Annotated in this window: 27 protein-coding genes and 1 tRNA gene; 19 read left to right on the forward strand and 9 right to left on the reverse strand. The window is 33.8% G+C overall.

The annotated features are described in order from the left end of the window. The first annotated feature begins 12 nt into the window (after window positions 1–12). The 3 genes from L1276_RS22070 to L1276_RS22080 all read left to right on the forward strand — a co-directional run bounded on the left by L1276_RS22070 (window position 13) and on the right by L1276_RS22080 (window position 2230). On the forward strand, window positions 13–924 hold the full coding sequence (locus L1276_RS22070; RefSeq protein ID WP_253791639.1) for a TIGR01777 family oxidoreductase: 912 nt from the start codon (window positions 13–15) through the stop codon (window positions 922–924). A 385-nt stretch (window positions 925–1309) separates the two neighbouring features. Further along, a complete protein-coding gene (locus tag L1276_RS22075; RefSeq protein ID WP_253791640.1) occupies window positions 1310–1765 on the forward strand; it encodes an SRPBCC family protein in 456 nt (151 codons plus the stop codon). 69 nt (window positions 1766–1834) lie between these two features. Then, a complete protein-coding gene (locus L1276_RS22080) occupies window positions 1835–2230 on the forward strand; it encodes a DUF1090 family protein (RefSeq protein ID WP_253791641.1) in 396 nt (131 codons plus the stop codon). 473 nt (window positions 2231–2703) lie between these two features. Here the strand turns inward: L1276_RS22080 and L1276_RS22085 are convergent, their stop codons facing one another. Next, a complete protein-coding gene (locus tag L1276_RS22085; protein ID WP_253791642.1) occupies window positions 2704–3510 on the reverse strand; it encodes a hypothetical protein in 807 nt (268 codons plus the stop codon). A gap of 212 nt (window positions 3511–3722) precedes the next feature. Here L1276_RS22085 and gcvP point away from each other — a divergent pair, with 212 nt between their 5' ends. From gcvP to L1276_RS22115, 6 genes are all read left to right on the forward strand, one after another. Next, the gene (gene gcvP, locus L1276_RS22090; protein ID WP_253791643.1) at window positions 3723–6572 is read left to right on the forward strand and encodes an aminomethyl-transferring glycine dehydrogenase; all 2850 of its coding nucleotides are present in this window, start codon (window positions 3723–3725) and stop codon (window positions 6570–6572) included. Between the two features lie 478 nt (window positions 6573–7050). Beyond that, entirely contained in the window at window positions 7051–8109 is a 1059-nt protein-coding gene (locus L1276_RS22095) for a 3-oxoacyl-ACP synthase III family protein (RefSeq protein ID WP_253791644.1), read from the forward strand. A 286-nt stretch (window positions 8110–8395) separates the two neighbouring features. After that, the gene (locus L1276_RS22100) at window positions 8396–8923 is read left to right on the forward strand and encodes a methyltransferase (protein WP_253791646.1); all 528 of its coding nucleotides are present in this window, start codon (window positions 8396–8398) and stop codon (window positions 8921–8923) included. A gap of 87 nt (window positions 8924–9010) precedes the next feature. Then, a complete protein-coding gene (locus L1276_RS22105) occupies window positions 9011–9859 on the forward strand; it encodes a glycosyltransferase family 2 protein (RefSeq protein ID WP_253791648.1) in 849 nt (282 codons plus the stop codon). 79 nt (window positions 9860–9938) lie between these two features. Then, window positions 9939–10685, forward strand: a complete 747-nt coding sequence (locus L1276_RS22110) for an ABC transporter permease (RefSeq protein WP_253791650.1) — start codon at window positions 9939–9941, stop codon at window positions 10683–10685. Further along, window positions 10685–11446 (forward strand): ABC transporter ATP-binding protein, encoded by a 762-nt coding sequence (locus L1276_RS22115; RefSeq protein WP_253791652.1) that lies wholly within the window; start codon window positions 10685–10687, stop codon window positions 11444–11446. The genes L1276_RS22110 and L1276_RS22115 overlap by 1 nt, the downstream gene beginning before the upstream one ends. 116 nt (window positions 11447–11562) lie before the next feature. Here the strand turns inward: L1276_RS22115 and L1276_RS22120 are convergent, their stop codons facing one another. The 5 genes from L1276_RS22120 to L1276_RS22140 all read right to left on the reverse strand — a co-directional run bounded on the left by L1276_RS22120 (window position 11563) and on the right by L1276_RS22140 (window position 15527). Further along, a complete protein-coding gene (locus L1276_RS22120; protein ID WP_253791654.1) occupies window positions 11563–12159 on the reverse strand; it encodes a SprT-like domain-containing protein in 597 nt (198 codons plus the stop codon). Window positions 12160–12171: 12 nt separating this feature from the next. Next, window positions 12172–12444 (reverse strand): four helix bundle protein, encoded by a 273-nt coding sequence (locus L1276_RS22125; RefSeq protein WP_253791656.1) that lies wholly within the window; start codon window positions 12442–12444, stop codon window positions 12172–12174. A gap of 114 nt (window positions 12445–12558) precedes the next feature. Continuing rightward, a complete protein-coding gene (locus L1276_RS22130) occupies window positions 12559–13236 on the reverse strand; it encodes an SDR family oxidoreductase (protein ID WP_253791658.1) in 678 nt (225 codons plus the stop codon). A 35-nt stretch (window positions 13237–13271) separates the two neighbouring features. Further along, window positions 13272–14243: a M20/M25/M40 family metallo-hydrolase gene (locus tag L1276_RS22135; protein ID WP_253791659.1), complete on the reverse strand. Its 972-nt coding sequence runs from the start codon at window positions 14241–14243 to the stop codon at window positions 13272–13274. A 141-nt stretch (window positions 14244–14384) separates the two neighbouring features. Then, window positions 14385–15527, reverse strand: coding sequence for an acyl-CoA dehydrogenase (locus L1276_RS22140; RefSeq protein ID WP_053470769.1), 1143 nt, complete (start codon window positions 15525–15527; stop codon window positions 14385–14387). Between the two features lie 486 nt (window positions 15528–16013). Between L1276_RS22140 and L1276_RS22145 the strand changes: the two genes are divergently transcribed. The 3 genes from L1276_RS22145 to L1276_RS22155 all read left to right on the forward strand — a co-directional run bounded on the left by L1276_RS22145 (window position 16014) and on the right by L1276_RS22155 (window position 19191). Then, the gene (locus L1276_RS22145) at window positions 16014–16589 is read left to right on the forward strand and encodes a chalcone isomerase family protein (protein ID WP_253791661.1); all 576 of its coding nucleotides are present in this window, start codon (window positions 16014–16016) and stop codon (window positions 16587–16589) included. A gap of 142 nt (window positions 16590–16731) precedes the next feature. Next, entirely contained in the window at window positions 16732–17958 is a 1227-nt protein-coding gene (locus tag L1276_RS22150) for a Glu/Leu/Phe/Val dehydrogenase dimerization domain-containing protein (protein WP_253791663.1), read from the forward strand. A gap of 330 nt (window positions 17959–18288) precedes the next feature. After that, on the forward strand, window positions 18289–19191 hold the full coding sequence (locus tag L1276_RS22155; RefSeq protein ID WP_253791665.1) for an energy transducer TonB: 903 nt from the start codon (window positions 18289–18291) through the stop codon (window positions 19189–19191). Window positions 19192–19447: 256 nt separating this feature from the next. Here the strand turns inward: L1276_RS22155 and L1276_RS22160 are convergent, their stop codons facing one another. Then, a complete protein-coding gene (locus L1276_RS22160) occupies window positions 19448–19843 on the reverse strand; it encodes a biopolymer transporter ExbD (RefSeq protein ID WP_071635281.1) in 396 nt (131 codons plus the stop codon). A 3-nt stretch (window positions 19844–19846) separates the two neighbouring features. Then, entirely contained in the window at window positions 19847–20539 is a 693-nt protein-coding gene (locus L1276_RS22165) for a MotA/TolQ/ExbB proton channel family protein (RefSeq protein WP_253791667.1), read from the reverse strand. 131 nt (window positions 20540–20670) lie between these two features. Here L1276_RS22165 and L1276_RS22170 point away from each other — a divergent pair, with 131 nt between their 5' ends. Continuing rightward, window positions 20671–21894 (forward strand): folylpolyglutamate synthase/dihydrofolate synthase family protein, encoded by a 1224-nt coding sequence (locus tag L1276_RS22170; protein WP_253791669.1) that lies wholly within the window; start codon window positions 20671–20673, stop codon window positions 21892–21894. A gap of 181 nt (window positions 21895–22075) precedes the next feature. Next, window positions 22076–22153: transfer RNA gene (locus L1276_RS22175), tRNA-Val, on the forward strand. Between the two features lie 164 nt (window positions 22154–22317). Here the strand turns inward: L1276_RS22175 and L1276_RS22180 are convergent. Beyond that, entirely contained in the window at window positions 22318–23214 is an 897-nt protein-coding gene (locus L1276_RS22180) for an AraC family transcriptional regulator (protein ID WP_253791671.1), read from the reverse strand. 289 nt (window positions 23215–23503) lie between these two features. Here L1276_RS22180 and L1276_RS22185 point away from each other — a divergent pair, with 289 nt between their 5' ends. The 5 genes from L1276_RS22185 to L1276_RS22205 all read left to right on the forward strand — a co-directional run bounded on the left by L1276_RS22185 (window position 23504) and on the right by L1276_RS22205 (window position 26635). Beyond that, window positions 23504–23914 (forward strand): cupin domain-containing protein, encoded by a 411-nt coding sequence (locus L1276_RS22185; protein ID WP_253791673.1) that lies wholly within the window; start codon window positions 23504–23506, stop codon window positions 23912–23914. A gap of 9 nt (window positions 23915–23923) precedes the next feature. Beyond that, a complete protein-coding gene (locus L1276_RS22190) occupies window positions 23924–24667 on the forward strand; it encodes a carboxymuconolactone decarboxylase family protein (protein ID WP_253791674.1) in 744 nt (247 codons plus the stop codon). A 106-nt stretch (window positions 24668–24773) separates the two neighbouring features. Continuing rightward, window positions 24774–25121 (forward strand): putative quinol monooxygenase, encoded by a 348-nt coding sequence (locus L1276_RS22195; protein WP_253791676.1) that lies wholly within the window; start codon window positions 24774–24776, stop codon window positions 25119–25121. Between the two features lie 329 nt (window positions 25122–25450). Next, window positions 25451–26008, forward strand: coding sequence for a hypothetical protein (locus L1276_RS22200; protein WP_253791678.1), 558 nt, complete (start codon window positions 25451–25453; stop codon window positions 26006–26008). A gap of 222 nt (window positions 26009–26230) precedes the next feature. Beyond that, window positions 26231–26635, forward strand: coding sequence for a helix-turn-helix domain-containing protein (locus L1276_RS22205; RefSeq protein WP_253791679.1), 405 nt, complete (start codon window positions 26231–26233; stop codon window positions 26633–26635). The last annotated feature ends 73 nt before the right edge of the window (window positions 26636–26708 follow it).

A 26708-nucleotide genomic window follows, 5' to 3' on the forward strand; every position in this document is an offset into this window, starting at 1 on the left:
AATCTACACCCAATGAAAAAACTCATAATCGCAGCCGGAACTGGTTTTCTTGGACAAGTTTTAGTTAATCATTTCAAAGATAAATTTGAAGAAATTGTAATTCTGACCCGAGGAAAATCTCAGACAATTAACGGAATAAAATATGTAAACTGGAATGCCAGAACTTTTTCCGGATGGGAAAAGGAATTGGAAAATGCAACGGTTTTAATCAATCTCGCCGGAAAATCTGTTGATTGTCGTTATACAAAAGAAAACAAAAAAGAAATTCTTTGGTCTAGAATTGAAAGTACCAAGATTTTAAACAAAGCTGTTTTGAATTGCAAAAATCCGCCGAAACATTGGCTGAATTCATCTACCGCAACTATTTATCGATTTTCTTTAGATAAACAAATGGATGAAATTGACGGCGAAATCGGAAATGATTTTTCTATAAATGTGGCGATTTCATGGGAAAAAGCATTCTTTAAAACCGAAACTCCCAATACTCTAAAAACGGCTTTGCGAACTTCGATAGTTTTAGGAAAAAAAGGTGGTGCCTTAATTCCGTTGAAGACATTGGCAAAAATAGGTTTTGGAGGAAAACAAGGAAAAGGAAATCAGTTTGTAAGCTGGATTCATGAAGAAGATTTTGCGAATGCGGTTGATTTTATTATTAAAAAAGAAATTACGGGCGTTATAAATGTGGTTTCTCCAGAACCTATTCGAAATGCTGATTTTATGCAGAAACTTAGAAAAGCTGTTGGTTTTCCTTTTGGAATTCCATTAAACAAATTCTTTCTGGAAATTGGATCATTTTTTATTCGAACAGAAACTGAACTAGTTTTGAAAAGTCGAAATGTGATTCCGAAAAGACTTTTGGAAAATGGATTTCAATTTAAGTTTGGAGATATTGATAATGCTTTTAAAAATTTATTAAAGAAATGAATTGGACCTTTACAGGTAGACATTGGACTTTCACACTATTATGTGGGCCACTTATTTTTGCAGTGATAAATGGTCTTAATACCAATTGGAGTCCAAACAATTATTTTGATTTTTTTCAACTATATCCACTTACAATAATCATCGGGCTTCTATTTTCCCTGCCAACTTATGTTTTTTATATTGTTCTTTTTACCTTTTTTAAAAACAAAAAGATAAAAACGATTAATGAAAAAGCATCTCTAATTATCATCGTAATAATTGGAATTTTTATAACAACAGCACTTATAAATGGAACTGTATGGCTTGACCTTGCCATATCTTATTCAATCTCGTCAATTATAACAGGATTATTTTTTACGCAATATTTTAAAGATCAAGAAGAATCATGACAACAATACACCTCACAACAAAAATAAAAGCCTCAAAACAAATCGTTTTTGATGCATCACGAAATATCGATATACACCAGCAATCTGCAAGTCCTACAAAAGAAAAAGCAATTGCTGGCGTAACATCTGGATTAATAAATTTAAATGAAACGGTAACTTGGCGAGGTAAACATTTCGGGCTTTATCTCACACACAAAACCCGAATTCCTGTAATGGATTTTTATGATTATTTTGTGGATGAAATGGAAGAAGGAAAATTCAAATCTTTCAGACATGAACATATTTTTGAAGAACAAAATGGCGTAACAATCATGAAAGATGTATTGCAATATGAAACTCCATTCGGAATTTTCGGAGAACTTTTCGATATTTTATTTTTAGAAAAGCATCTTACTAATTTTCTTTTGGAAAGAAATAAGGTTTTGAAAGAAGTATCGGAAAAACTTAGTTAAGATAATTTTCTTACTTTTATGAGTAATTCACTTTTGAATGAATCAGATAAATTAATCAAAAATATACTTATGAAATTAAAAACGATATTAACTGTACTTCTTTTTGCCATTTCTTTTATTGGATTTTCGCAAAGCAATTGCACAACTTTAAAAGGCTGCGAACGTAAATTATGTGAGTTAAATACAAAATTAACCGCTGCTAAAAAAGCCGGAAATCAAAATCAGATAAAAGGTATTGAAGATGCTATCGCTCAGACCAAGAAAAACTGTACCACAAAAACAGTCAATAAAGATCTTGACAAAAAGGTAAAAGAGAAACAGCAAAAAGTAAACGAAAGAACTGCTGATTTAAACGAAGCGATTAAAGACAAGGAAAGCAAAGAAAAAATCGACAAGAAAAGAAAAAAACTAAATGAAGCTAAAGCTGATTTGAATAAAGCTCTTGCAGAACAAAAAACGAAATAGATTTTTTTTAAAGATAATGTCGTTGTTTTCACGCAGATTAAGCAGATTTGAGCAGATTAAAAGATATTTTCAATTGCCTCCAGCTTTAGCTGGAGGAGAAATAGGATTAGATATTCTTGGCTTTAGCCAAACTTTATCATTTGGCTAAAGCCCTCTTAGGAGACTTATTTTTACCTCCAGCTAAAGCTGGAGGCAATTAAATCAAAATTTATTTTCAAACTCTACAATTCAAACATAGCCCACGGTTTCAACCGTGGGAAACGTTGTCAAAAGAAACCGTCCCAATGGTTGAAACCATTGGCTATGCTCAATAGAAAATAAATAATATATTTTGAAAATGAATTTCTTCGTTTTACGGTTTGCGTGAGGGATAGAAGCGGATAGCCCACAGCCTGACGAAGGAAGTGCGAGGACTTGGAGCGGATAGCCCGACCCGGAGGGACACGCCCAAATTATTTAGAACTTTATGTCTTTTATAAAAAAGCAATCATCAGCCACCAAAAGATGGGCACACTTTCGACCCAAAAAGAAGTATAATATCGAGATCGGTTTGTGTTAGCAAAAAAGATAAAAAGCATTAAAGTCACAACCATAATGAGATTGATAATAAGATCGTGAAGCGTAAAAGACAAAATTCCTAAAACCCAAAAAGGAACCAGAAGTGAAAACCCTAAAATTTTAGTTCGTTTTACGCCAATTGTCTGCGGAACGGTTTGCAAATGCGGATCGTCATTGGCTAAATCTAAAATTTCGAAAACTAAAATCAGCACAAAAACCAAAACAAAACGCTGGACGCATTTTATAAAAAAGTTAGCTGTAAAGGGAATTTCGGCATTAATGTATGGCAAAACCAAAGTCGCACCAACCCAACAAAGTGCTACGATATAAATTTTTACCCCTGCCCAGTTTCGGGCATTTTTTCTGTTTGGAAAAAACGGTAAAGTATAAAGTGCCGTTATGGCAAAAATTATTACGGAAACAATTTGAGTAATTCGCTTTAAATGAAAAAAATAATAGCCGACTAAAATCACCGAAATAAAGCTTAAAACAGCAATAATTTTTAATTGAATGCCAACCGGTTTTCTTTTCACCCGAACCAAAGCATCATATTTTACAAAATTATATCCTACAATTGTTCCGAAAAAAACAAACAATGCCATGGGTTCATCATACTGAATATGAAAGAAATGAAAAGTAATACGAACCAAAGCATAACACGATAAAGCCACGTGAATACTGCTGTTTAAATAAAAATCTAATATTTGTTTTAGAAGTTTCATGCCTCAAATCTAATCAATTGGTAACAAATCAACTCTTTAGTTATAAATTTGATAAAAATTGAAGTTAAAAATACCCATTAAATTATTAATAATACTTAATTTTGCGCCACAAAAAAACAACACATTTACTATAAATTGTAATAAACCTTGTGAAATCGTATAGAAACACTCGGTAAATTACTTTTGATCTTTAAAAAAATAGACTGCTACAGATGAAAACAGATGCTTTTGCTTTAAGACACATTGGTCCAAGAGAAACAGATCTTCAACACATGTTACAAACCATTGGTGTTGACTCGATCGAACAACTTGTTTACGAAACCCTTCCGGACGATATTCGTTTAAAAGCGCCTTTGAATTTGGATCCTGCAATGACAGAATATGAATTTGCAAACCATATTCAGGAATTAGGAAAGAAAAATAAAGTTTTCAAATCATATATTGGTTTGGGTTATCATCCAACTATCGTTCCTGCGCCAATTCAGAGAAATATCTTCGAAAACCCGGGATGGTATACAGCTTACACGCCTTATCAGGCAGAAATTGCTCAAGGTCGTCTTGAAGCAATTTTAAATTTCCAGACTACAGTTATCGAATTAACAGGAATGGAAATTGCAAACGCTTCTTTATTGGATGAAGGAACTGCAGCTGCAGAAGCTATGGCGTTATTATTTGATGTTCGCACAAGAGATCAAAAGAAAAACAATACACACAAATTCTTCGTTTCTGAAGAAATTTTACCTCAAACTTTATCTGTACTTCAAACACGTTCAACTCCAATTGGAATTGAATTAGTGGTTGGAAACCACGAAAACTTTGATTTTTCAAATGAGTTTTTCGGAGCCATTTTACAATATCCGGGAAAATATGGTCAGGTAAACGATTATGGTGCTTTTGTTGCTAAAGCAAAAGAAAACGAAATTAAAGTTGCTTTTGCTGCTGATATTTTATCATTAGCTGCTTTAACTTCTCCGGGAGAAATGGGAGCTGCAGTAGTGGTTGGAACTTCACAACGTTTTGGTGTACCAATGGGTTATGGCGGACCTCACGCTGCATTTTTTGCAACTAAAGACGAATACAAACGTTCTATGCCGGGTCGTATCATCGGAGTTTCTATTGATGTAAACGGAAACCGTGCTTTACGTATGGCGTTAGGAACTCGTGAACAGCACATTAAACGTGAAAAAGCGACTTCAAACATTTGTACAGCTCAGGTTTTACTAGCGGTTATGGCCGGAATGTATGCAGTTTACCACGGACCAAAAGGATTGAAATATATTGCAAACAAAGTTCACGCATCGGCAGTTACTACTGCTGAAGCTTTGAATAAATTAGGCGTTTTCCAAACTAACACGGCTTACTTTGACACGATTTTAGTAAAAGCTGATGCTCAAAAAGTAAAAGCAGCTGCTGAGAAAAACAAAGTAAACTTTTTCTATCCTGATGCTGACTCGGTTTCTATTTCATTAAACGAAACAACTTCTGTTGCAGACATCAACCAAATCGTTGCGATTTTTGCCGAAGCTTTAGGAAAAGAAACTTTTACGGTTTCTGAATTAACTGAAGCTAGTCAATTACCAGCTTCATTAGAAAGAACTTCTGCTTTCTTAACGCATGATGTATTCAACAATCATCATTCTGAAAGCCAATTGATGCGTTACATCAAAAAATTAGAGCGTAAAGATTTATCGTTGAATCATTCGATGATTTCCTTAGGTTCTTGTACAATGAAATTAAACGCAGCTTCAGAAATGCTGCCTCTTTCAATGCCAAACTGGAACAGCATTCACCCATTTGCACCAGTTGAACAAGCAGAAGGTTATATCACGATGCTTAAAAAATTAGAACAGCAATTAAATGTAATTACTGGATTTGCCGGAACAACTTTACAGCCAAACTCTGGAGCTCAGGGAGAATATGCTGGTTTAATGGCGATTCGTGCTTACCATTTATCGAGAAACGAAGGTCACCGTAATGTATGTTTAATTCCATCATCGGCTCACGGAACAAATCCTGCTTCTGCAGCGATGGCCGGAATGAAAATCATTGTTACGAAAACAACTCCGGAAGGAAATATCGACGTAGAAGATTTAAGAGAAAAAGCAATTGAACATAAAGATGATTTATCTTGTTTAATGGTAACGTATCCTTCTACTCACGGAGTTTTCGAATCTTCAATTATCGAAATCACAAAATTAATCCACGATAATGGCGGATTAGTATATATGGACGGAGCAAACATGAACGCGCAAGTTGGATTAACAAATCCTGCTACAATTGGTGCTGACGTTTGTCACTTGAACTTACACAAAACATTTGCTATTCCTCACGGTGGCGGCGGGCCTGGAGTTGGACCAATCTGTGTGAACGAAAAATTAGTTCCGTTTTTGCCAACCAACCCAATCTTAAAAGTAGGTGGTGAACAAGCTATTACAGCAATTTCATCTGCACCTTACGGATCAGCTTTAGTATGTTTAATCTCTTACGGTTACATCACAATGATGGGTGCTGAAGGTTTAAAAAGCGCTACAGAACACGCAATCCTAAATGCTAACTACATGAAATCTCGTTTCGAAGGACACTACCCAATTCTTTATACTGGAGAATGCGGAAGAGCGGCTCACGAAATGATTTTAGATTGTCGTTCATTCAAAGAAAACGGAATCGAAGTTGGTGATATCGCAAAACGTTTAATGGATTACGGTTTCCACGCTCCAACGGTTTCTTTCCCAGTTGCTGGAACTTTAATGATCGAGCCAACTGAATCAGAAGATTTAGCAGAATTAGATCGTTTTTGTGATGCTCTTATTTCGATCAGAAAAGAAATCGAAGCTGCAACTGCTGATGACAAAAACAATGTATTGAAAAATGCACCACACACATTGGCAATGTTAACTACAGATTCTTGGGATTTCCCTTACACCAGAGAAAAAGCAGCTTATCCATTGGATTACATCGCTGACAATAAATTCTGGCCATCAGTTCGTCGTGTAGATGACGCATACGGTGACAGAAACTTAGTTTGCAGCTGTGCTCCTATTGAAGCTTATATGGAAAACTAAAAAATATTTTTCTTATAAATATCCAAACCCGACAGATTTTAAAAACCTGTCGGGTTTGTTTTTTGTTTCAGGTTTAAAGTTTTAGGTTTTAGGTTCTGGCACAACGTGAAACCTGAAACTTGAAACAAAATCTAAAATTAATTAGTGCGTGCCGCCACACTGCTTCGGCAGATTGCTCCTATCTCTCACGCGTACAAAACAATAAAGTAGAATCGCGTGTAAAAAAAATAACTTTTTGTTATATTTTTGTGAAATAAATTTTAGCAAATAAAAGAATAATTGAAAAAAAATTGCTCCTCAAGTTGACTTCAATCGTTTGAAATCTAGGAAATATTAAAAAATCATTAAAAGAAACACAATATATCTTCTAAAAAATTGTTATTTCATAATTATATGCATGCATACTATTTTTTATGATAGTTATCATAATATTATTTATACATTAGCACTAAATTTATCGGATAATTAAAGGGAAATAATGAAAATAAAAATAATTGGTATTGGGAGTTACATTCCTAATTTAGAAGTAAAAAACACAGACTTTGACAAACATATTTTTTTAAATGAAGATGGAACTCCATTTGGTTACCCGAACGAAGTTGTTATTAAAAAATTTAAAGGCATTACAGGAATTGAAAATCGCCGTTATGCTGAACCTCAATATACTGCCTCTGATTTAGCCTTTTTTGCAGCTCAAAAAGCAATAGCAAATGCCGAAATAGATGCCGAAACTTTAGACTATATCATTTTTGCACACAACTTTGGTGATGTAAAAACGGGAACGCACCAAACTGACATTTTACCAAGTTTGGCAACTCGTGTAAAAAACAAATTAGGCATTAAAAATCCTAAATGTGTGGCTTACGATATTCTTTTTGGATGTCCAGGATGGATTGAAGGCGTTCTTCAAGCAAATGCTTTCATTAAATCTGGAATGGCAAAACGAGTAATGGTAATTGGTGCCGAAACTTTATCCAGAGTAGTTGATGATCACGATCGCGATTCGATGATTTATTCTGACGGAGCAGGAGTTTCTATTTTAGAAGCTTCACCTGACGAAGCAGGATTACTGGCTTACGAAAGTGCTACTTACGCTAATGATGAAGCAAATTATCTATTCTTCGGAAAATCGTACAATCCAGATTTAGATCCGGATATTAAATACATTAAAATGTACGGTCGTAAAATTTACGAATTTGCTTTAAGCAATGTTCCATTAGCTATGAAAAGCTGTCTAGACAAAAGCGGAATTGCAATTGATGAAGTGAAAAAAATCCTTATTCATCAAGCAAACGAAAAAATGGACGAAGCGATTATTGAACGTTTCTACAAATTATACGACAAAACGGCTCCTGTAGCTATTATGCCAATGAGTATTCACGATTTAGGAAACAGCAGTGTGGCAACAGTTCCAACTTTATATGATTTAATCCTTCAAGGAAAAATTGAAAATCAAGAAATCAACAAAGGCGATGTTATTATTTTTGCTTCTGTAGGAGCCGGAATGAATATTAATGCTTTTGTTTATAGACACTAAATTCAAAGAAAAATAATTAAGAATAAAATCTCGCAGAGACGCTAAGTCGCAAAGTTTTTAAACCATATAAGTAATATAAGATATTTTAAGTATTTACTTAATTGAACTTATATTACTTATATGGTTTACTTTTTTTTATCAATACTTTGCGAGTTCGCGAGAAATTTATTTTTCAAACTTAGCTCCGCAACTGAATACTAAAAACTGAACACTGAATACTTTTTTAGTATATTTGCGACCTAATTAAAATCAAGAACGACAGCTTATTTCGTTCCTCGCAATAACTATGTACGAAAAAACGTTTCCGAATAAAAGATTCAAACTTACCTTAGAGTTTTTACAAAAGCACGTTAGCACATCTGAAACCATTTTTGATTTTGGCGTACCTAATCCGTTTTCTAAAATAATGGAAGAAAATGGCTATACCGTAAAAAACACAAAAGGCGAAGATTTAGACAACGACCAAACGGCTTTACAAACAGAAGATTATACTGTTTTTACAGCATTTGAGATTTTCGAACATTTACTAAATCCATACACCATTTTAGAAAACGTAAAATGTGATAAATTACTAATTTCAATTCCGTTACGTTTATGGTTTTCACCAGCATATCGTTCTAAAACAGACATGTGGGACAGACATTATCATGAATTTGAAGACTGGCAATTAGACTGGCTTTTAGAAAAGACGGGATGGAAAATTACAGATCGTCTGCAATTTACTCATCCGGTAAAAAAGCTTGGATTCAGACCTTTACTAAGATATTTTACTCCAAGATATTATATAGTTGTTGCTGAAAAAGTTAAGAACTAAAATTGCAGATTAACGATTTTTGATTTTCGATTTTTAGACCACTCAAAACAATCTAAAATCTAAAATCTAAAATCTAAAATTTTTTACATGAAGTACTATATCGTCATTCCCGCTCACAACGAGCAAGATTTAATTGGCTTGACTTTACAATCTTTGGTTTCTCAGACTGTTCTGCCATCAAAAGTGGTAGTTGTAAATGACAATTCTACAGATAAAACCGAAGAAGTTGTACTAAGTTTTGCGAAAGAAAATCCATACATTTCTGTTGTAAACAAAACATCCGATGCGATTCATTTACCGGGAAGCAAAGTGATCCAGGCTTTTCAGAAAGGTTATGAAACTTTGGACCAGGATTATGATATTATTGTAAAGATAGACGGCGATTTAATTTTTCCTTCTAATTATTTCGAAACGATAATCAAACATTTCGAATCTGATTCAAAAATCGGAATGGCGGGCGGATTTTGCTATATCGATAAAAATGGCGAATGGGTTCTGGAAGACCTAACCGATAAAGATCATATACGCGGAGCGCTGAAAGCCTACAGAAAAGAAACTTTTTTACAAATTGGCGGTTTAAAACCTGCAATGGGCTGGGACACGGTTGATGAATTACTTTGTAAATATTACGATTGGAAAATTGTTACAGACCAGTCTTTACATGTAAAACATCTAAAACCAACGGGTGCAAACTACAACAAAACAGCTCGTTATAAACAAGGCGAAGCTTTTTATACTTTAGGTTATGGTTTTTGGATTACCGCAATTGCATCTGCTAAATTAGCGATGATGAAGAAAAAACCATTTCTCTTTTTAGATTATATTAAAGGATTTATGAAAGCTAAAAAAGCGAAAACACCTTTATTAGTCACCCCTGAACAAGCTAAGTTTATTAGAAATTATCGTTTACAAAAAATGAGACAAAAGTTAATTTGATTGCTAAAACACTCGAAAAACCGGAACTCATAACTCAAAACTCATAACTTCTTTTTAACTTAGCCAATATTTAAAACTTATGATGCTAATTCGTTACTTATCTCAGATAGGAAGATATTTTTTAATGCTTAAAGAAATTTTCAATAAACAGACCAAATGGCCTGTTATGAAAAGTTTGATTTTCAAAGAAATCGATGATTTAATAATTGACTCTCTTGGAATTGTTTGCTTTATCTCTTTTTTCATTGGAGGAGTTGTCGCCATTCAAACGGCCTTAAATTTAACTAATCCTTTAATTCCTAAATATTTAATTGGTTTTGCCACACGTCAATCGGTAATTCTGGAGTTTGCTCCTACATTTATTTCGGTAATTATGGCCGGAAAAATGGGGTCTTATATTACTTCAAGCATCGGAACAATGCGTGTTACAGAACAAATTGATGCTTTAGAAGTTATGGGGGTTAATTCATTAAACTACCTTGTTTTTCCAAAAATAGTAGCATTATTAATGTATCCTTTCGTAATTGGAATTAGTATGTTTTTAGGGATTTTTGGCGGATGGCTTGCTTGTGCTTACGGTGGTTTTTCTACTAGTCAGGATTTTATTCAAGGTGCTCAAATGGAATTTATTCCATTTCATATTACATATGCTTTTATTAAAACTTTAATTTTTGCAATGTTATTAGCTACAATTCCCTCTTTTCATGGATATTACATGAAAGGTGGTGCGTTAGAAGTTGGTAAAGCAAGTACAGTATCGTTTGTATGGACATCGGTTTGTATTATTCTTTTCAATTATATATTAACTCAATTACTATTAGGATAATGATCGAAGTAAAAAACATAGAAAAATCATTTGCTGATAGTAAAGTTTTAAAAGGTGTTTCAACCGTTTTTGAAACGGGAAAAACCAACTTGATTATTGGGCAGAGTGGATCTGGGAAAACCGTTTTATTAAAAACTTTGTTGGGAATTCACACACCTGATTCCGGAACAATTGAATTTGACGGAAGAGTTTATTCTGAATTAGATCCAGATGAAAAAAGAGAATTAAGAACTGAAATTGGAATGGTTTTCCAGGGAAGTGCTTTATTTGATTCTATGACGGTTGAAGAGAATGTTGCTTTTCCGTTAAAGATGTTTACAAAAGATAATAGGGCAAAAATTAAAGAGCGTGTTGATTTTGTTTTAGAAAGAGTAAATCTGGTTGATGCGCATAAAAAACTGCCTTCTGAAATTTCCGGAGGTATGCAAAAGCGTGTGGCAATCGCCCGAGCGATCGTAAACAATCCAAAATATTTGTTTTGTGATGAACCAAACTCTGGTCTTGATCCAAATACCTCAACTTTAATTGACAATTTGATTAAGGAAATCACAGAAGAATACAATATTACAACTGTAATTAATACACACGATATGAACTCTGTAATGGAGATTGGAGAAAACATTGTTTTCTTAAAAAAAGGAGTAAAAGCGTGGCAGGGAACTAAAGAAGAAATTTTTAGAACCGAGAATAAAGATATAGTAAAATTTGTTTACTCTTCAAACTTATTCAAAAAAGTAAGAGAAGCGTATTTGAAAGGTTAGAAAATTTAAATTCCATTTCCCCACCGGAAGTCTCAATAAAAAAAATCCCCAATTCCAAACTATTTCTAACTTGGAATTGGGGATTTTTTATTGTTTATTTCTATAATTGGAATTTTCTAACCCATCAATTCTACTTCAGCATTTGGATTAAAAAGATAGGTTTTTCCAGAGCTTATTTCGATGCATTCAAAACGTTTGGTCCTAACAGCTAGTTTCTTGAATACTTTACCGTTTTTGATCCTGAAAACGCTTCCAAATGGAATTTCAAAGACATAATTCTTATCATTGTCTGTATCAAATTGTTTTAGTGCCAAAGACAAAGTGGTATCTGTATCACTGCTCGCCGAAGGATTCTTAAAATGTCTTGCCAATAAAGGCAATATCTGACTCGGAAATATCTCAGGTCGAATAAACGGAACCATTAATCTTTGAAAAGTAAATTTCCATTCATTTCCGTGAGGCTTAATATTCCGTCCGAATTTTTCAAAAGCAACCAAATGTGCAATTTCATGAATCAGCGTAATCATGAACCTGTATTTATTCAAACTTGCATTAACCGTAATTTCATGTTTACCGCTCGGCCCGCGTCTGTAATCTCCATGACGCGTCTGACGTTCGTTTACGATTTTCAAATGAACCTGATTGGCCACAATCAAATCAAAAACAGGCTTTACAGCATGTTCGGGAATATATTTTGCTAGTGTATCGCTCAAAATAATTATAAATTATGAGTTATAAGTTATGAGTTTTTTCTTGGTCGTGATTATTAAACTTCTTATAAGCTTCAATACTTCATTGCACTGGTTATGCATTGAATCGAATTCAATCGTAGAAATAAAATCTGTTTCTTTCAAAATTTCAAACCAATACATTGATTCATCACATTCTTTCTGAGCGATTGACAATTTATGAATAAAACAGGGCTTACTTTGTGCATTGACAGCTTCGCGAACATTTGCACCAACAGAAGTAATTGAACGTAAAAATTGTTTACTCATTACAAATTCTTTTCTCTTTAACCAGCCATTTATAAAAATTAACTCCTCTTACAGCTAACTCAAAACTTTTAATTTTCACAATACTCTCACTCATAATTTATAACTCATAACTATTTAAGGATTTGTTGAAGAAACCTCTAATACTTTTCCATTAAAATATTTATTTCCATTCAATGTAAAATCATAAATATAAGCTGCCATTCCTTCTGCCGAAATTGGAGCCTGATACCCCGGGAAGGCCTCATTGAGCATTTCAGTCTGAACTGAGCCTAACGCCAGAACATTAAATGAGATACCTTGTTCCTTATATTCTTCTGCTAATAATTCAGTCAACGTAATTACAGCACCTTTACTTGAACTGTAAGCAGCTAATCCTGCAAATTTTAAACTCCCTCGTACGCCGCCAATTGAACTTATTGTTACAACATGACTTCCTTTTTGTAAATACGGCAGACAAATTCTGGTAAGATTGGCTACAGCAAATACATTAACTTTATAAATACTTTCAAAATCGGCTTGGGTTGTTTCTGCAAAAGGTTTAAGCAATAAAGCCCCTGCGTTATGAACCAGTGCATCTACTCTTTTCCAGTTAGAAGAAAGAAAATTTTCTACTTCGTGCAAAGCGGTTTCATCTGCCAGATCAATTGATAGACAGGTTACATTTTTATGTTCTAAAAGTGATTTTGGAGTTTTTCTTGAGATCGCTAAAATCTGATTTCCGGCATTGGCAAATTGCAAAGCCAATTCGTAGCCAATACCTCTACTTGTTCCGGTAACAATAATATTTTTCATGAAGCAAAAATAAGAAAAACCAAAATAAAGAACTGTTATTTATTCATTACAATTTCCTGAGCCGGCGAAGTACTTATTTTGGTTACAGCCGGAAGTAATTCCTGGATAAATGCAGTAATATGCGGAATATCCATCACTTTAAATTCATCTGAAACATGATGATAAAAATTAAAATTCTCAAAATCGAAAGTACTCAAAGACTGGCAGGGTTTTTTAAAAACATCATAAAACGAATAATTATCAGATCTGTAAAACAATTGATATTCGGCTTCTTTAGGCAAAAACCCGATGGTCTTTTTTCCTGTATATTCATTTATTTTTTCGGCCATATTCGACTTATCAAAACCAGTAATATAAGCCAGATAATCGCGTTTCATAGGAACACCAATCATTTCGATATTCAGCTGCGTATACAAATTAAAATCTTTTGCTTTAAGTTTCTGCACCATGCTTTTAGACCCCAAAAGTCCTTTTTCTTCACCGGCAAAAAACACAAACAAAATACTTCGTTTATTTGATTTGGTTTTACTGAAATATTTTGCCATTTGAGCCACAGCCGTTACACCCGAAGCATCATCATTTGCTCCGTTATAAATTTGATCCGCCTGTTGTTTTTTTTCAACTCCAATATGATCATAGTGTGCACTTAAAACTACATATTCGTTTTTAAGCGCCGGATCTGTTCCTTCTAAAACTCCCACAATGTTAAATGCCGGAGCTTTAAAATTGGTCAAAGTATCGCGATAGGTTTTAAAATATGGTTTGATATCATTCTTCTTAAAAAAATCTTCCAGAAAAACGGCTGCTTTTTCAATTCCCTTTGTTCCGGTTTCACGGCCTTGCAATTCATCTGAAGAAAGATATTTTAAAAAATCAGAAACTTCAGATTCTTCAATTTTATACGTTATCTCGGTTGATTCTGATTTTGATTGTTTTTCGCTTACAGTTGATGTACCCGATTTGCAGGCCAAAAAAACAAATGGAAGAAGAAAGTATAATTTTGTCATAAAGCAGTTGAATAAATTGAAAAAAATTAAACGATTGGTTTAAAAGTATAACGTTTCTGAAAAGTAACAAAAAAATATGAAAAAACCCTTTCAAAGCTCAAAAAGCTGAAAGGGTTTCTTTTATACTGACAAAATCTAAATTTATCCTGCGATAACTGATCTTGAAATTACTATTTTCTGAATCTCTGAAGTTCCTTCATAAATTTGAGTGATTTTTGCATCACGCATAAAACGCTCTACATGATACTCTTTTACATAACCATTTCCTCCGTGAATCTGAACTGCTTCAACCGCGGTATCCATTGCAACTTGCGAAGCAAATAATTTGGCCATTGCACCACTCACGTCATAATTTTTATGCTGGTCTTTATCCCAAGCCGCTTTCATGCATAAATGGCGCGCTGCTTCAATATTAACCGCCATATCCGCCAGTTTAAAAGCAATTGCCTGATGATTGCAGATTTCTGTTCCAAAAGCTTTACGTTCTTTAGAATATTTCAAAGCCAGTTCATAAGCTCCCGAAGCAATTCCTAAAGCCTGAGAAGCAATACCAATTCTACCTCCGGCAAGTGTTTTCATTGCAAATTTAAATCCAAAACCGTCTTCTCCAATTCTGTTTTCTTTAGGAACTTTAACATCCGAAAACATTAAAGAATGGGTATCAGAACCTCTAATTCCCATTTTTTGTTCTTTTGGACCAACAGAAAATCCAGGCATATCTTTCGTCATAATCAAAGCGTTGATTCCTTTGTGCTTTAATTCAGGATGCGTTTGTGCAATTACTAAATATACAGAAGCTGTGTTTCCGTTAGTAATCCAGTTTTTGGTTCCGTTTACCAAATAATGATCGCCCATATCAATCGCTGTTGTTTTTTGCGAAGTTGCATCACTTCCTGCTTCTGGTTCGCTTAAACAAAAAGCACCATGAATTTGACCTGAAGCCAGACCCGGTAAATATTTTTGTTTTTGTTCCTCAGTTCCAAATTCCTGTAATCCCCAACAAACTAAAGAATTATTAACCGACATTACTACAGAAGCCGAAGCATCAACTTTAGAAATTTCTTCCATAGCAATTACATACGAAATTGCATCAAGTCCGCTTCCGCCGTATTTTGGATCAACCATCATTCCCATGAAGCCAAGTTCACCCATTTTTTTAACTTGTTCAGTTGGAAAAATTTGTTTTTCGTCGCGTTCAATAACTCCTGGCAATAATTCATTTTGAGCAAAATCTCTTGCAGCTTGCTGAATCATCAAATGTTCTTCGGTAAGATTAAAATCCATAGTTTTTTATTTTATTGTTTTTTCTAAACCAAATTGGGAAATTCAGTTTATGTGGTTTTTTATTTTTTGCTTTTTGAAATACCTATTTTACTTAAAAAAGGCTTTCAAAGATAATTTTTAAATGCGTAATTTACAATGCGCGCATATAATTTTAATAGATCAGCAGCGATAACGATAACGTTTTCGTAAATATTCACTGTTTACAATACAGAAGCAATAATCCTGCAGCGATTTTTCTAAAATTCAACATCGAAAAAATCCAAAAAAACGCTTTAAAAAACTCTTTTTCTAAGACAATTCTTATCAGTAAAAGATTAAACAATTCCCAAAGTGGATAAATCTACGTAAAACAAGTCTTACTAATTTGATTATTAAATAAATAGATTAAAAAAAATAAAAAAACATGTTAAAAAAACTTATTCGAAATAGCGATAAAATTGATAAATTAACATTATTTTTGACCAAAAATTAAATAATCGATAGAGTATGAGAAAGATTTTACTATTACTTACACTCCTTTTAAGTCTACAGTTTTCTGAGGTTTCGGCACAAACTCACTTAGAAGTAAATGGTGTTACCGTTCCACGAAAAATTGAGTTTCAGGGCAAAACTTTACAACTTAACGGCGCTGGCGGGAGATCGAAAATGTGGTTAGAAGTTTATGTTCAGGCATTGTACTTATCACAATTAAGTCAGGATCCGCAATTTATTATTGACAGCGACACAGAGATGGCTATCCGCATTGAAATTACCTCATCTATGGTCTCATCAGGTAAATTGACAAAAGCCATGAATTCTGGTTTTGAGAAATCGGCAGGAAGTAATCTTGAAGAACTACGCCCAAGAATTGAACAGCTAAAAAACTATTTAAGTGATGTAATTACAGAAAAAGATGTATTTGTTTTGGCATACAATCCGCTTGACCAAAATGTATACGTTTCTAAAAATGAAGTTTTGAAAGGAAAAATTCAGGGATTTGATTTCAAAAAAGCATTATTCGGAATCTGGCTTTCTGACAAACCAGTTGACGAAACTCTAAAAAAACACTTATTAGGACAATAACTCTTAATTTTTTAAATATTCAAAAAGCCGAAAACCAAATAGTTTTCGGCTTTTCTGTTTTGTTTACTACATTTGATGCGAAATACATTATTCACATTATTCTATTTTATACATTTACGCAAAATAAACATATCACAACAAAATGAAAGATTTATTACAACAATTTGAAAATAAAGCACCTGAAATTGTTTTTAATTGGAAAGATTCAGAAACAGAAGCCGAAGGATGGACAGTCATAAATTCACTGCGCGGCGGAGCTGCAGGAGGTGGAACAAGAATGAGAAAAGGCCTTGACATGAACGAAGTTTTATCATTGGCAAAAACAATGGAAGTAAAATTCTCAGTTTCTGGTCCTGCAATTGGAGGAGCTAAATCTGGAATTAATTTTGACCCAAACGATCCCCGCAAAAAAGGAGTTTTACAGCGTTGGTATAAGGCCGTTTCTCCTTTATTAAAAAGCTACTATGGAACTGGAGGTGATTTAAATATTGATGAAATTCACGAAGTTATTCCAATGACAGAAGAATGTGGTGTTTGGCATCCGCAGGAAGGTGTTTTCAACGGACACTTCAAACCTACCGAAGCTGACAAAATTAACAGAATCGGACAATTGCGTCACGGTGTTATTAAGGTAATTGAAAATCCAAAATTCTCACCAGACGTTACAAGAAAATATACTGTTGCTGATATGATTACCGGTTTTGGCGTTGCCGAAGCGGTTCGTCATTTCTATGCAACTTACGGAGGCGACATTAAAGGCAAAAAAGCAATCGTACAAGGTTTCGGAAACGTAGGTTCTGCTGCTGCTTTTTATTTAGCCGAAATGGGAGCAAAAGTTATCGGAATAATCGATCGCGATGGCGGATTAATTAAAGAAGATGGTTTTTCTTTTGAAGAAATCAGAACGTTGTTTTTAAATAAAGACGGAAATAAATTGGTTGCGGATAATATGATTCCGTTTGAGGAAATCAATTCTAAAATCTGGACTATTGGTGCTGAAATTTTCACGCCTTGTGCTGCTTCAAGACTGGTTACTCAAAACCAAATTGACAGTTTAATAGCAAACGGATTAGAAGTTATTTCCTGTGGAGCGAATGTTCCTTTTGCCGACAAAGAAATTTTCTTTGGCTCTATTATGGAAGAAGTGGACCATAAAGTTAGTTTAATCCCGGATTTTATTTCAAACTGCGGAATGGCTAGAGTTTTTGCTTATTTCATGGAGAAAAAAGTTCAAATGACAGATGAAGCTATTTTTAATGATACTTCTGAAATTATAAAAAATGCAATTGTTAAGGCTCACGCTTTAAATCCATCAAAAACAAACATCAGCGCAACAGCATTTGAAATTGCATTGAAACAATTAGTATAATCTATTTTATACTTTATATATAAACGAGCCGAATAATATTCTGGCTCGTTTTTTTTACCAGATTTTTTTTTTAACGCAAAGCACGCTAAGGTATTTTCATATGGAACGTGAGCAATATCTAAATATTAAGTTCGCAAAGCTATGTATAGATAAACTTTGCGAACTTTTAATCTAAAGATTTACTTAAATTTAAAATAAATAAAACTTTGCGTTTCTTTGCGTAAATCTTAGCGAACTTTGCGGTTAAATCTCGTCCTGCACTTCCATTCTAAACAATTTTTACTACTTTTAAACGTTTTTATTTAATACATTACAAAATTCAGAATTACAATGAGTTTTACTATTTCTTCAGATAAAAAGAAATCATTACTATTCACTACTGCAATATATGCGGTAATCATACTATTGCTGTTTTTTATCCGTTTTTGGCCTCCCTATAATCCAGAAAACAACTCTGCTCTTGCAGAAGGCGGCGGTGGCGGCGGTGTTACTGTAAATTTTGGTGACAGCGATTTAGGTTCTGGAGCGAATTACAAAAGTGAAGTTCTGGATGTAAAAAATAATGCGAAACAAGCTCCTGCAAAAGCAACTCCGGATGAATCTATACTCTCTCAGGAAAATGCCGAGACAGATGAAACTGATGTCGTTATTCCAACAAAAGAAAAACCTAAAAAAAATACTCCTGTTGTAAAACCTGAAACTAAAGTGGTTCCTGAAAAACCAAAAGTTTCCAACTCTACCAACGATGCATTGGCAAGTATCATGAAAGGATCAAACAAAGGCGGTGACGGTGACGATAAAGCGGCAGGAAATAAAGGAAAAGCAAACGGAAGTCTGGGTTCAAGCGGTTATTACGGATCTGGTGGTTCCGGCGGAGGAACCGGAGGCGGTAACGGAACAGGAAATGGTATTGGAACAGGAAGCGGATACGGTGCCGGAAGCGGCGGTGGTTCTGGAGGCGGATCTGGATATTCTTTAGGAAACAGAAAAGCATTATCTAAACCAGCACCAAAATATACTTGTAACGAAGAAGGAAAAGTTGTGGTGGAAATAACGGTTGATCAAAACGGAAAAACGATAAGCGCAACTCCTGGAATTAAAGGAACAACAAATACCGCAAAATGTTTGTTAGACCAAGCCAGAATTGCAGCTATGAATACAAAATGGGAATCTGACAGTGATGCTCCCACAAAACAAACTGGAAAGATTATTTATAATTTTAGTTTGAATTAAAACACAAATTACACAGATTTACACGAATCTATTATTATACAAAAAGGCTTTCTGATGATTTTCAGAAAGCCTTTTTAGTATTTATTTTATCTAGTTTATCCTTCCTTCGGTCGAAATGACAAGATTTTTTTTTGCGTGAGGGATAGGAGCTGGCTGCCGAAGCAGCGTGGATAGCCCGACCACAATAAAAAAATGGGCGAATCAACGTTATGCTGATTGCCCATTTTTTTATTGTGGTCACGCCCTAATGATAATTTTACTTCGGACTTGTAGCAATTACAAACTTCAAATTGTTCTTCACTCCTATCTGCAATACATCAACTAAGTCTTGTACCTGCAGATTAAACGGAATTCGAACTACGACAGTCTGTGTTTTATCGGCGCCTATTTTATTCATTAAAGTGGTTTCTAATTCTTCAAAAGCCACGGGCTGTTTGTCGATATAGAATTGCTTGTCTTCGGTAACGGATAAACTAATTAACTGTTTATTTGTTTTTTCATTTGATTTGGCTTTTGGAAGCGTCATCTTAATAACATTCGGGTTTGCCAGTGTTGAGATGATAAGAAAAAACAACAACAGGAAAAACATAATGTCACTCAAAGATGAAGTCGCAACCTCAGCGTGAAATCTTCTTTTTCTCTTAATTGACATACCTTATGATCTTTGAATTATGTTTACAAATTCTAATATCTGTTTCTGAATTTTTAAAGCAAAATCATCAATTTTTCCGTTCAGTAAGTGGTAAGCGCTATAAGCGATAATTCCCACGATAAGCCCGGAACCGGAACTGATCATTTTTTCGTATAAACCTCCGGAGATATTTCCGATACTGATATTTTCTGTAACCGAAATACTGTAGAAAATTTTAATAACCCCAGAAATTGTTCCAATAAAACCAAGTGTTGGCGCAATACCTGCGATAAGTCCTAAATGCCCTAAACGTCTTTCCATTTCGCCAATTTCAATATCGGCGGCACGGTCCATGTTAGATTCGATTTCGGCAATTGGTCTTCCAATAACCAAAACACCCTCTTTTAGAATATTTCCAACAGCAGTATCGTTTCTTTCTACAATTGTTCTTGCTAATTCAATGTTTCCGGCATGTAATTTATCGCCTACATCCTGCATTAACCTTGCATCAATTCGTGAAGCTTTCTGGATATACAGGTAACGCTCAAAAATTACGTAAATGGTATAGAATAATAAAAGCGCGATTGGTATTAAGAAAAAACCTCCTTTTAAGATAAATCCTAAAACAGAGATTTCAGTTTCTGGTGCAATTTTTTCGATCACTACGTTTGATGCGTTTGCGAGAGTATCAGCTTGTAATTGAATGTAGCTAAACATATTTTAATTCTGGTTTTTAATAATTAATTCTAAAAAATATTTCAATTTTGCAATAAAGATAATTTTCATTGTAATATTAAACTAAAAAAACTGAAAATTATTTCAATTACACACTATTTTATCCAAATAAAATGAACTATCAGGAAACAACAAACTGGATGTTTAATCAATTACCAATGTATCAGCTTCAGGGTGCTTCGGCATACAAAGAAGACCTGACTAACATTAAGTTACTGGCAGGACATCTTGGTAATCCGGAAAAGAAATTACAAACGATTCACGTTGCGGGAACGAACGGAAAAGGATCAACATCGCACATGCTGGCTTCGGTTTTGCAGGAAGCGGGTTATAAAGTAGGTTTGTACACGTCGCCGCACTTAAAAGATTTTAGAGAAAGAATAAAAGTAAACGGTCAGGAAATCTCTGAAGACTTTGTTTGTGAGTTTATCTCGAAACACAAAGATTTCTTTGAAGCCAATGATATGAGTTTCTTCGAAATGTCGGTTGGTTTGGCTTTTGATTATTTTGTCGCAGAAAAAACAGATATCGCGATTATCGAAGTTGGTTTGGGCGGAAGACTGGACGCAACGAATATTATTACGCCTTTGGTTTCGGTAATTACCAATATTGGTTTAGACCATACTCAGTTTTTAGGAAATACACTTGAAGCCATTGCAGGCGAAAAAGCAGGAATTATTAAACCAAATGTTCCGGTTGTTATTGGCGAATATACTCCGGAAACGCAGCCTGTATTCTTGGCTAAAGCCGAAGCAAACAATGCGCCGATTTCTTTCGCCTCAGATTTAATTGATCAAATTTATTTGTCTGACTTAATTGGTGATTATCAGTTTCATAATAAAAAAACGGTTCAGCAGACGATTTCAATTTTGAATAACGAAACCCGTTTTAAAGTTTCGACTGAGCAATTAAAAGAAGGTTTATTGAATGTTGTAAAAAATACAGGATTACAGGGAAGATGGCAGCAATTGGGCGAAAACCCAAAAATTGTATGCGATACGGCACACAACAAACACGGATTAGCTGTTGTTATGAATCAGCTTCAAAATGAAAAATACGAAAAACTGCATATTGTTCTGGGCTTGGTGAATGATAAAGATCTGGATTCTATTTTACCACTTTTCCCAAAAGAGGCGCAATACTATTTTTGCAGTCCAAATTCGGCAAGAGGTTTGCCGACTGAAACGCTTCAAAATGCGGCTGAGAAATTTAATTTAATTGGAGAGAAATATGATTCGGTTGAAAGCGCTTTCGCGAAAGCCAAACAGAATGCCTCAAAAAATGATTTTATTTATGTTGGCGGAAGCACTTTTGTCGTTGCCGAATTGCCTTTGTAACTATCAAAACTTAAATCTTAGAAAAAAGTCTAAAAAAACCGATTTTTTAACAAATTCATAAACAGCGAGATAGAATTTATTTTAAAAAAAGTTTTATTTTTTATTCGATTTTCTTTGCAGAACTCAAAAACAAGCGTATATTTGCACTCGCAATCACAAACGATAGCAACCTAGTAAAACAGGGCGATTAGCTCAGCTGGTTCAGAGCACCTCGTTTACACCGAGGGGGTCGGGGGTTCGAACCCCTCATCGCCCACCATTTTTAATCAACCTCTAAAGTCTTTTGATTTAGAGGTTTTTTTATGGTTTGAAAAAATTTGCTTCGTTTTCTCTACACCTGTATTTACCGTAAAAATTGATTTGAACATCGCAAGGCTCTTCGCTGATAACTTTTACTACAATATGCCAAAATTGCAAACTTCTTTAATTTGCGTTTTTATATTCATTTGGTGTCATTCCTGTTTTTTGTTTAAAAAGGCGAGTAAAGTGCTGCTGGTATTTAAATCCCAGTTCATCTGCAATTTCATTTATTGATTTAAAAGGATCAAATATTTTAACCTTGGCTTCGTCAATAAGTTTAGACTGAATGTAATCTAATGCTGTATTTCCTGTTTCTTTCTTAATTAAATCACCAAAATAATTGGGTGACAAATGCAATTGTTCTGCACACCACGTTACACTAGGCAATCCTAACTTTCTTGGTAAGTCGGAATTGAAATATTCATTAAGTAAATCTTCAAAACGAACCAAAATATCCCTGTTTACATTGTTTCGGGTGATAAACTGGCGGTCATAATAACGCATACAATAGTTTAGGAAAAGTTCAATATTTGAAACGATTAATGTTTTGCTGTGTTTGTCGATATTTAAATCAATTTCGGCAGCAATCTTTTCTAAACAATCATTTATTGTTGCTCTTTCTTTTTTTGATAAGTGAAGGGCTTCATTAACTTCATACGAAAAAAAAGAATACTCTTTTATGTGTTTTCCAAGTGGTGTTCCCACAATTAAATCGGGATGAAATACAAGCGCTCTTCCGGCAGGTTTTATAAGTTTTCCTTTGCTGTCAATTCCGTAAACCTGTCCAGGTGCAATGAAAACTAAAGTTCCATCTTCATAATCATAAGGCTGGCATCCATAGCGCATGTCGCCGCAGTTTATATATTTAAGAAAAACAGCATAAACCCCCATGTATCTTCGGAAATATTGATAAGTTGGTATTTCGTCAAAATTAACAACGCTTACTAAAGGATGTAAGGTATCAACCCCGACAGAATCGTTGTATTGCTTAACAGTATCTATTCTTTCAACTTCTTCCATGATTAAAAATTACTATACAAATTTAAAGAAACTATATCAACTGATTTTGCCTTATAAACAATATCAGTAAAAGTGGTAAATAAAACCGTATTCTGTCTACCCTTAAAGAAAAGAATACTGACGAAATTTGCATTAGCGTTTATTTATAATCATTTACCGGATAAATTCTATGGTTAGAATACTTCAAAATACAAAAGGGAAATTTATGATAAAAGGAATACTGAAAAGACTAACTTTAATATCGATAATCATACTGACATCGTGTAATAACAAAATAATTCAACAAAAAATGAGTACAGAAAACACTTCATCCCTTTTTTCTAAAGGCGAAAAATTAACAAACGGATATTTTACAGGAGATGCATATTTGCAATTATTACTGGCAAAAGATAAAAACAACGACTTCGTAATAGGAAGTGTAACCTTTGAAGCAGGAGCGAGAACAAATTGGCATACACATCCGAAAGGCCAGGTTTTAATAGTTACTGAAGGACTGGGTTTATATCAGGAAAAAGGTAAACCTGCACAATCAATTAAAAAAGGAGATATAATCAATATACCTGAAAATGTAGAACATTGGCATGGCGCTTCTGCAACTTCGAAAATGGTTCATATTGCTATTACAAATTACAAAGGAGAAGTAAATGCCGTTTGGTTAAGTCCAGTGACAGATCTGGAATATTCCGAGGCAAATAAATAATTTCAAAAAATGAAAGAAGCAAATAATTTCAGAAAGCTTTTGCTTGCCATTCTTTTATTAAATATCAATATCATGATCGCACAAGATAAAAATACAGGCAGTACCAATTTGAATGCCCATCAGCAAAGCATGGCAAGTATTTGTGCATTGTCTGCCATAGGAAATATTCAAAAACTAAAAACAGAGTTAAATACAGGTCTTGATTCTGGACTTTCCGTTAATGAGATTAAGGAAGCATTAGTACAGCTTTATGCGTATTGTGGTTTTCCAAGAAGCCTAAACGCAATTAACGCTTTTATGGAAGTTTTGGAAAAGAGAAAAGCGGATGGAATTACTGATTTACAGGGCAGAGAAGCATCTCCAATTAACACAGCAAATGACAAATACAGCGTAGGAAAAGAAACATTGCAGCAATTAACAGGACGAGAAGAAAAAGGCCCAAAAACTGGCGCAAATGCTTTTGCACCTGTAATTGATGTTTTTTTGAAAGAGCATTTATTTGCTGATATTTTTAGCCGTGACGTACTCAATTATCGTCAGCGTGAGTTTGTAACTATTTCTATATTATCAGCAATGTCAGGTGTAGAACCGCAATTGCAGGCTCATATTTCGATGGGATTAAATACAGGAATTACAGAGGAACAAATTATTGAATTGAGTGCTATTATTGAAAAGCAAATTGGAAAAGAGCAGGCAGAAATTGTGAAAAATGTTTTAGAGAAGGTCATTCAAATGAATAAAAAGATTAATTAAATTGAAGCTATAAATGAAAACTTTAATTCATAATTCTCCGAGTAATTCTCTAAATAGTTTATTCGTGTATTTAATATCTGCAACGATATTTTTAACTTACAGTACTATGTCAGCTCAAAAAAAAGACATGATGGTTCGTCTTTCAGAAATTGAAGTTTACCCTGAATATTTATCTGAATATAAAGCCATATTAAAAGAGGAATCTTCAGCTTCAGTAAAATTGGAACCTGGTGTATTGGCAATTTTTCCGATGTATCAAAAAAATGATTCCACTCAAGTTAGAATAATCGAAATATACAATGACAACCATGCTTATCAATCGCATTTAAAAACACTACATTTTCAAAAATATAAAACAACGACGCTTAAAATGGTTAAATCATTAAAGTTGGTTGACATGAATACAATAGATCCAGAATCAATGAAAATCTTGTTTAGGAAAATGATTGAATAAAAATAATTTTAGAAATACCGCCATTAAAAGATGAGATATAATCTTTAAAAAAACATCAAAGTAGTATTTTATAATTTTGAAGTTTCTTTAAATCCTGTAAAAAATGGTTCGCAAACAGGTTCTTAAGGACCACCCAGAAACTCCTTAAGAAATTTAAGGATGCTTTTTATTTTCCTTATATAACTTTTTATTGATTTAAATAAATGCAAAGTATTGTCATTTCGAGGAACGAGAAATCTCAATCGAAAATCGACAAAGATTGGCAGAATATTTATTAATATCATACTTTTGGATTCACAAGGACTCTTTGTTTAACAAAAAAACTATATATGAGAAATGAAGAAGATTGCCCGCAAACTCAACGATACTTATTTTGCGACACATATCTATCTGACAAAGGAATTGATTTATCTCAAAATGACATAATTAAACGATTTACAAATCGTAATAAAAGTGAATCCTATCAAAAATATATAACTTGGAAAAGAAAAAGCAATGAAATAATTGTCTTTACCATGTACGCTTACGCAGACTTAAAGATAAATAAAGAATTTGACTGCATATTTAACTATGATAATCCGGATGAGTTTGTGTTAGAAAAATTTATTTTAACTCAATCAATATATGAAGGCTGGGTACCAACCGATATTGTTGATGAAGGACACAAGCATTTATTGGTTCTTAAATTTGAAAATGAAATCCCAAAAATACTTTTTAAATTACATAAAGAAGAAACTCTTGGAGATACAAGACCTAAAATTTACACAAAATTAGGTTTCTGCAATAAAAAAGATTTTGAAGCCATCGCAACTAACATTAAAAAATATCATGTATTGAGAAAAAAATATGGAATGGAATATTGGAAATATGTCGATGAAGAAATATAATAAAGCGAAAACGCAAAGTCTTTTTAATTAAGCGTTTTCCCGTAAATTCAAACAGATTTGCAATCCCTGCTATTCAGTTTCAAATACAAAACCTAGAATTTCAAAATCCTTATCAGAAAAATTGTATTTTTGTTTACCGCTCCCAAAGAACAACTGTAACATACATTTAAAATCTGTTTTTTACAGTTCCGGTTTATTATACTTAATTATTATCTTTGAATTATGAGCACACTATCAAGACCAAAACACATTGGAAGAAACATAAGCCGTATTCGCGAACTTCGTGATATGAAGCAGGAAGCATTGGCACAAGCTTTAGGTACAAATCAGCAATCAATTTCGATTATCGAAAACAGCGAAACTATTGATGATACGAAATTGGCTGAAGTTGCAAAAGCACTTGGCGTAACTGCAGAAGCTATTAAAAATTACAGCGATGAAACCATATTAAATGTTATTAGCAGTCATGATAACTCAACAATAACAGCAATTAATATTCAACCTAGCTTTAATCCTCTTGATAAAGTTGTAGAACTTTATCAAGAAAAAGAAAAACTTTATGAACGCTTAATCCAAGCCGAAAAAGATAAAGTTGAATATCTCGAAAAAATAGTAAAAGGAAAATAACCTTTTAAAAGCATAAAAAAACTCCATTATTTCTAATGGAGTTTTTTTATGCTTACTATTTTTTCAAACGATG

The organism is Flavobacterium sp. HSC-32F16, from assembly GCF_024171645.1.
In the GTDB taxonomy this organism is placed as follows: Bacteria; Bacteroidota; Bacteroidia; order Flavobacteriales; family Flavobacteriaceae; genus Flavobacterium.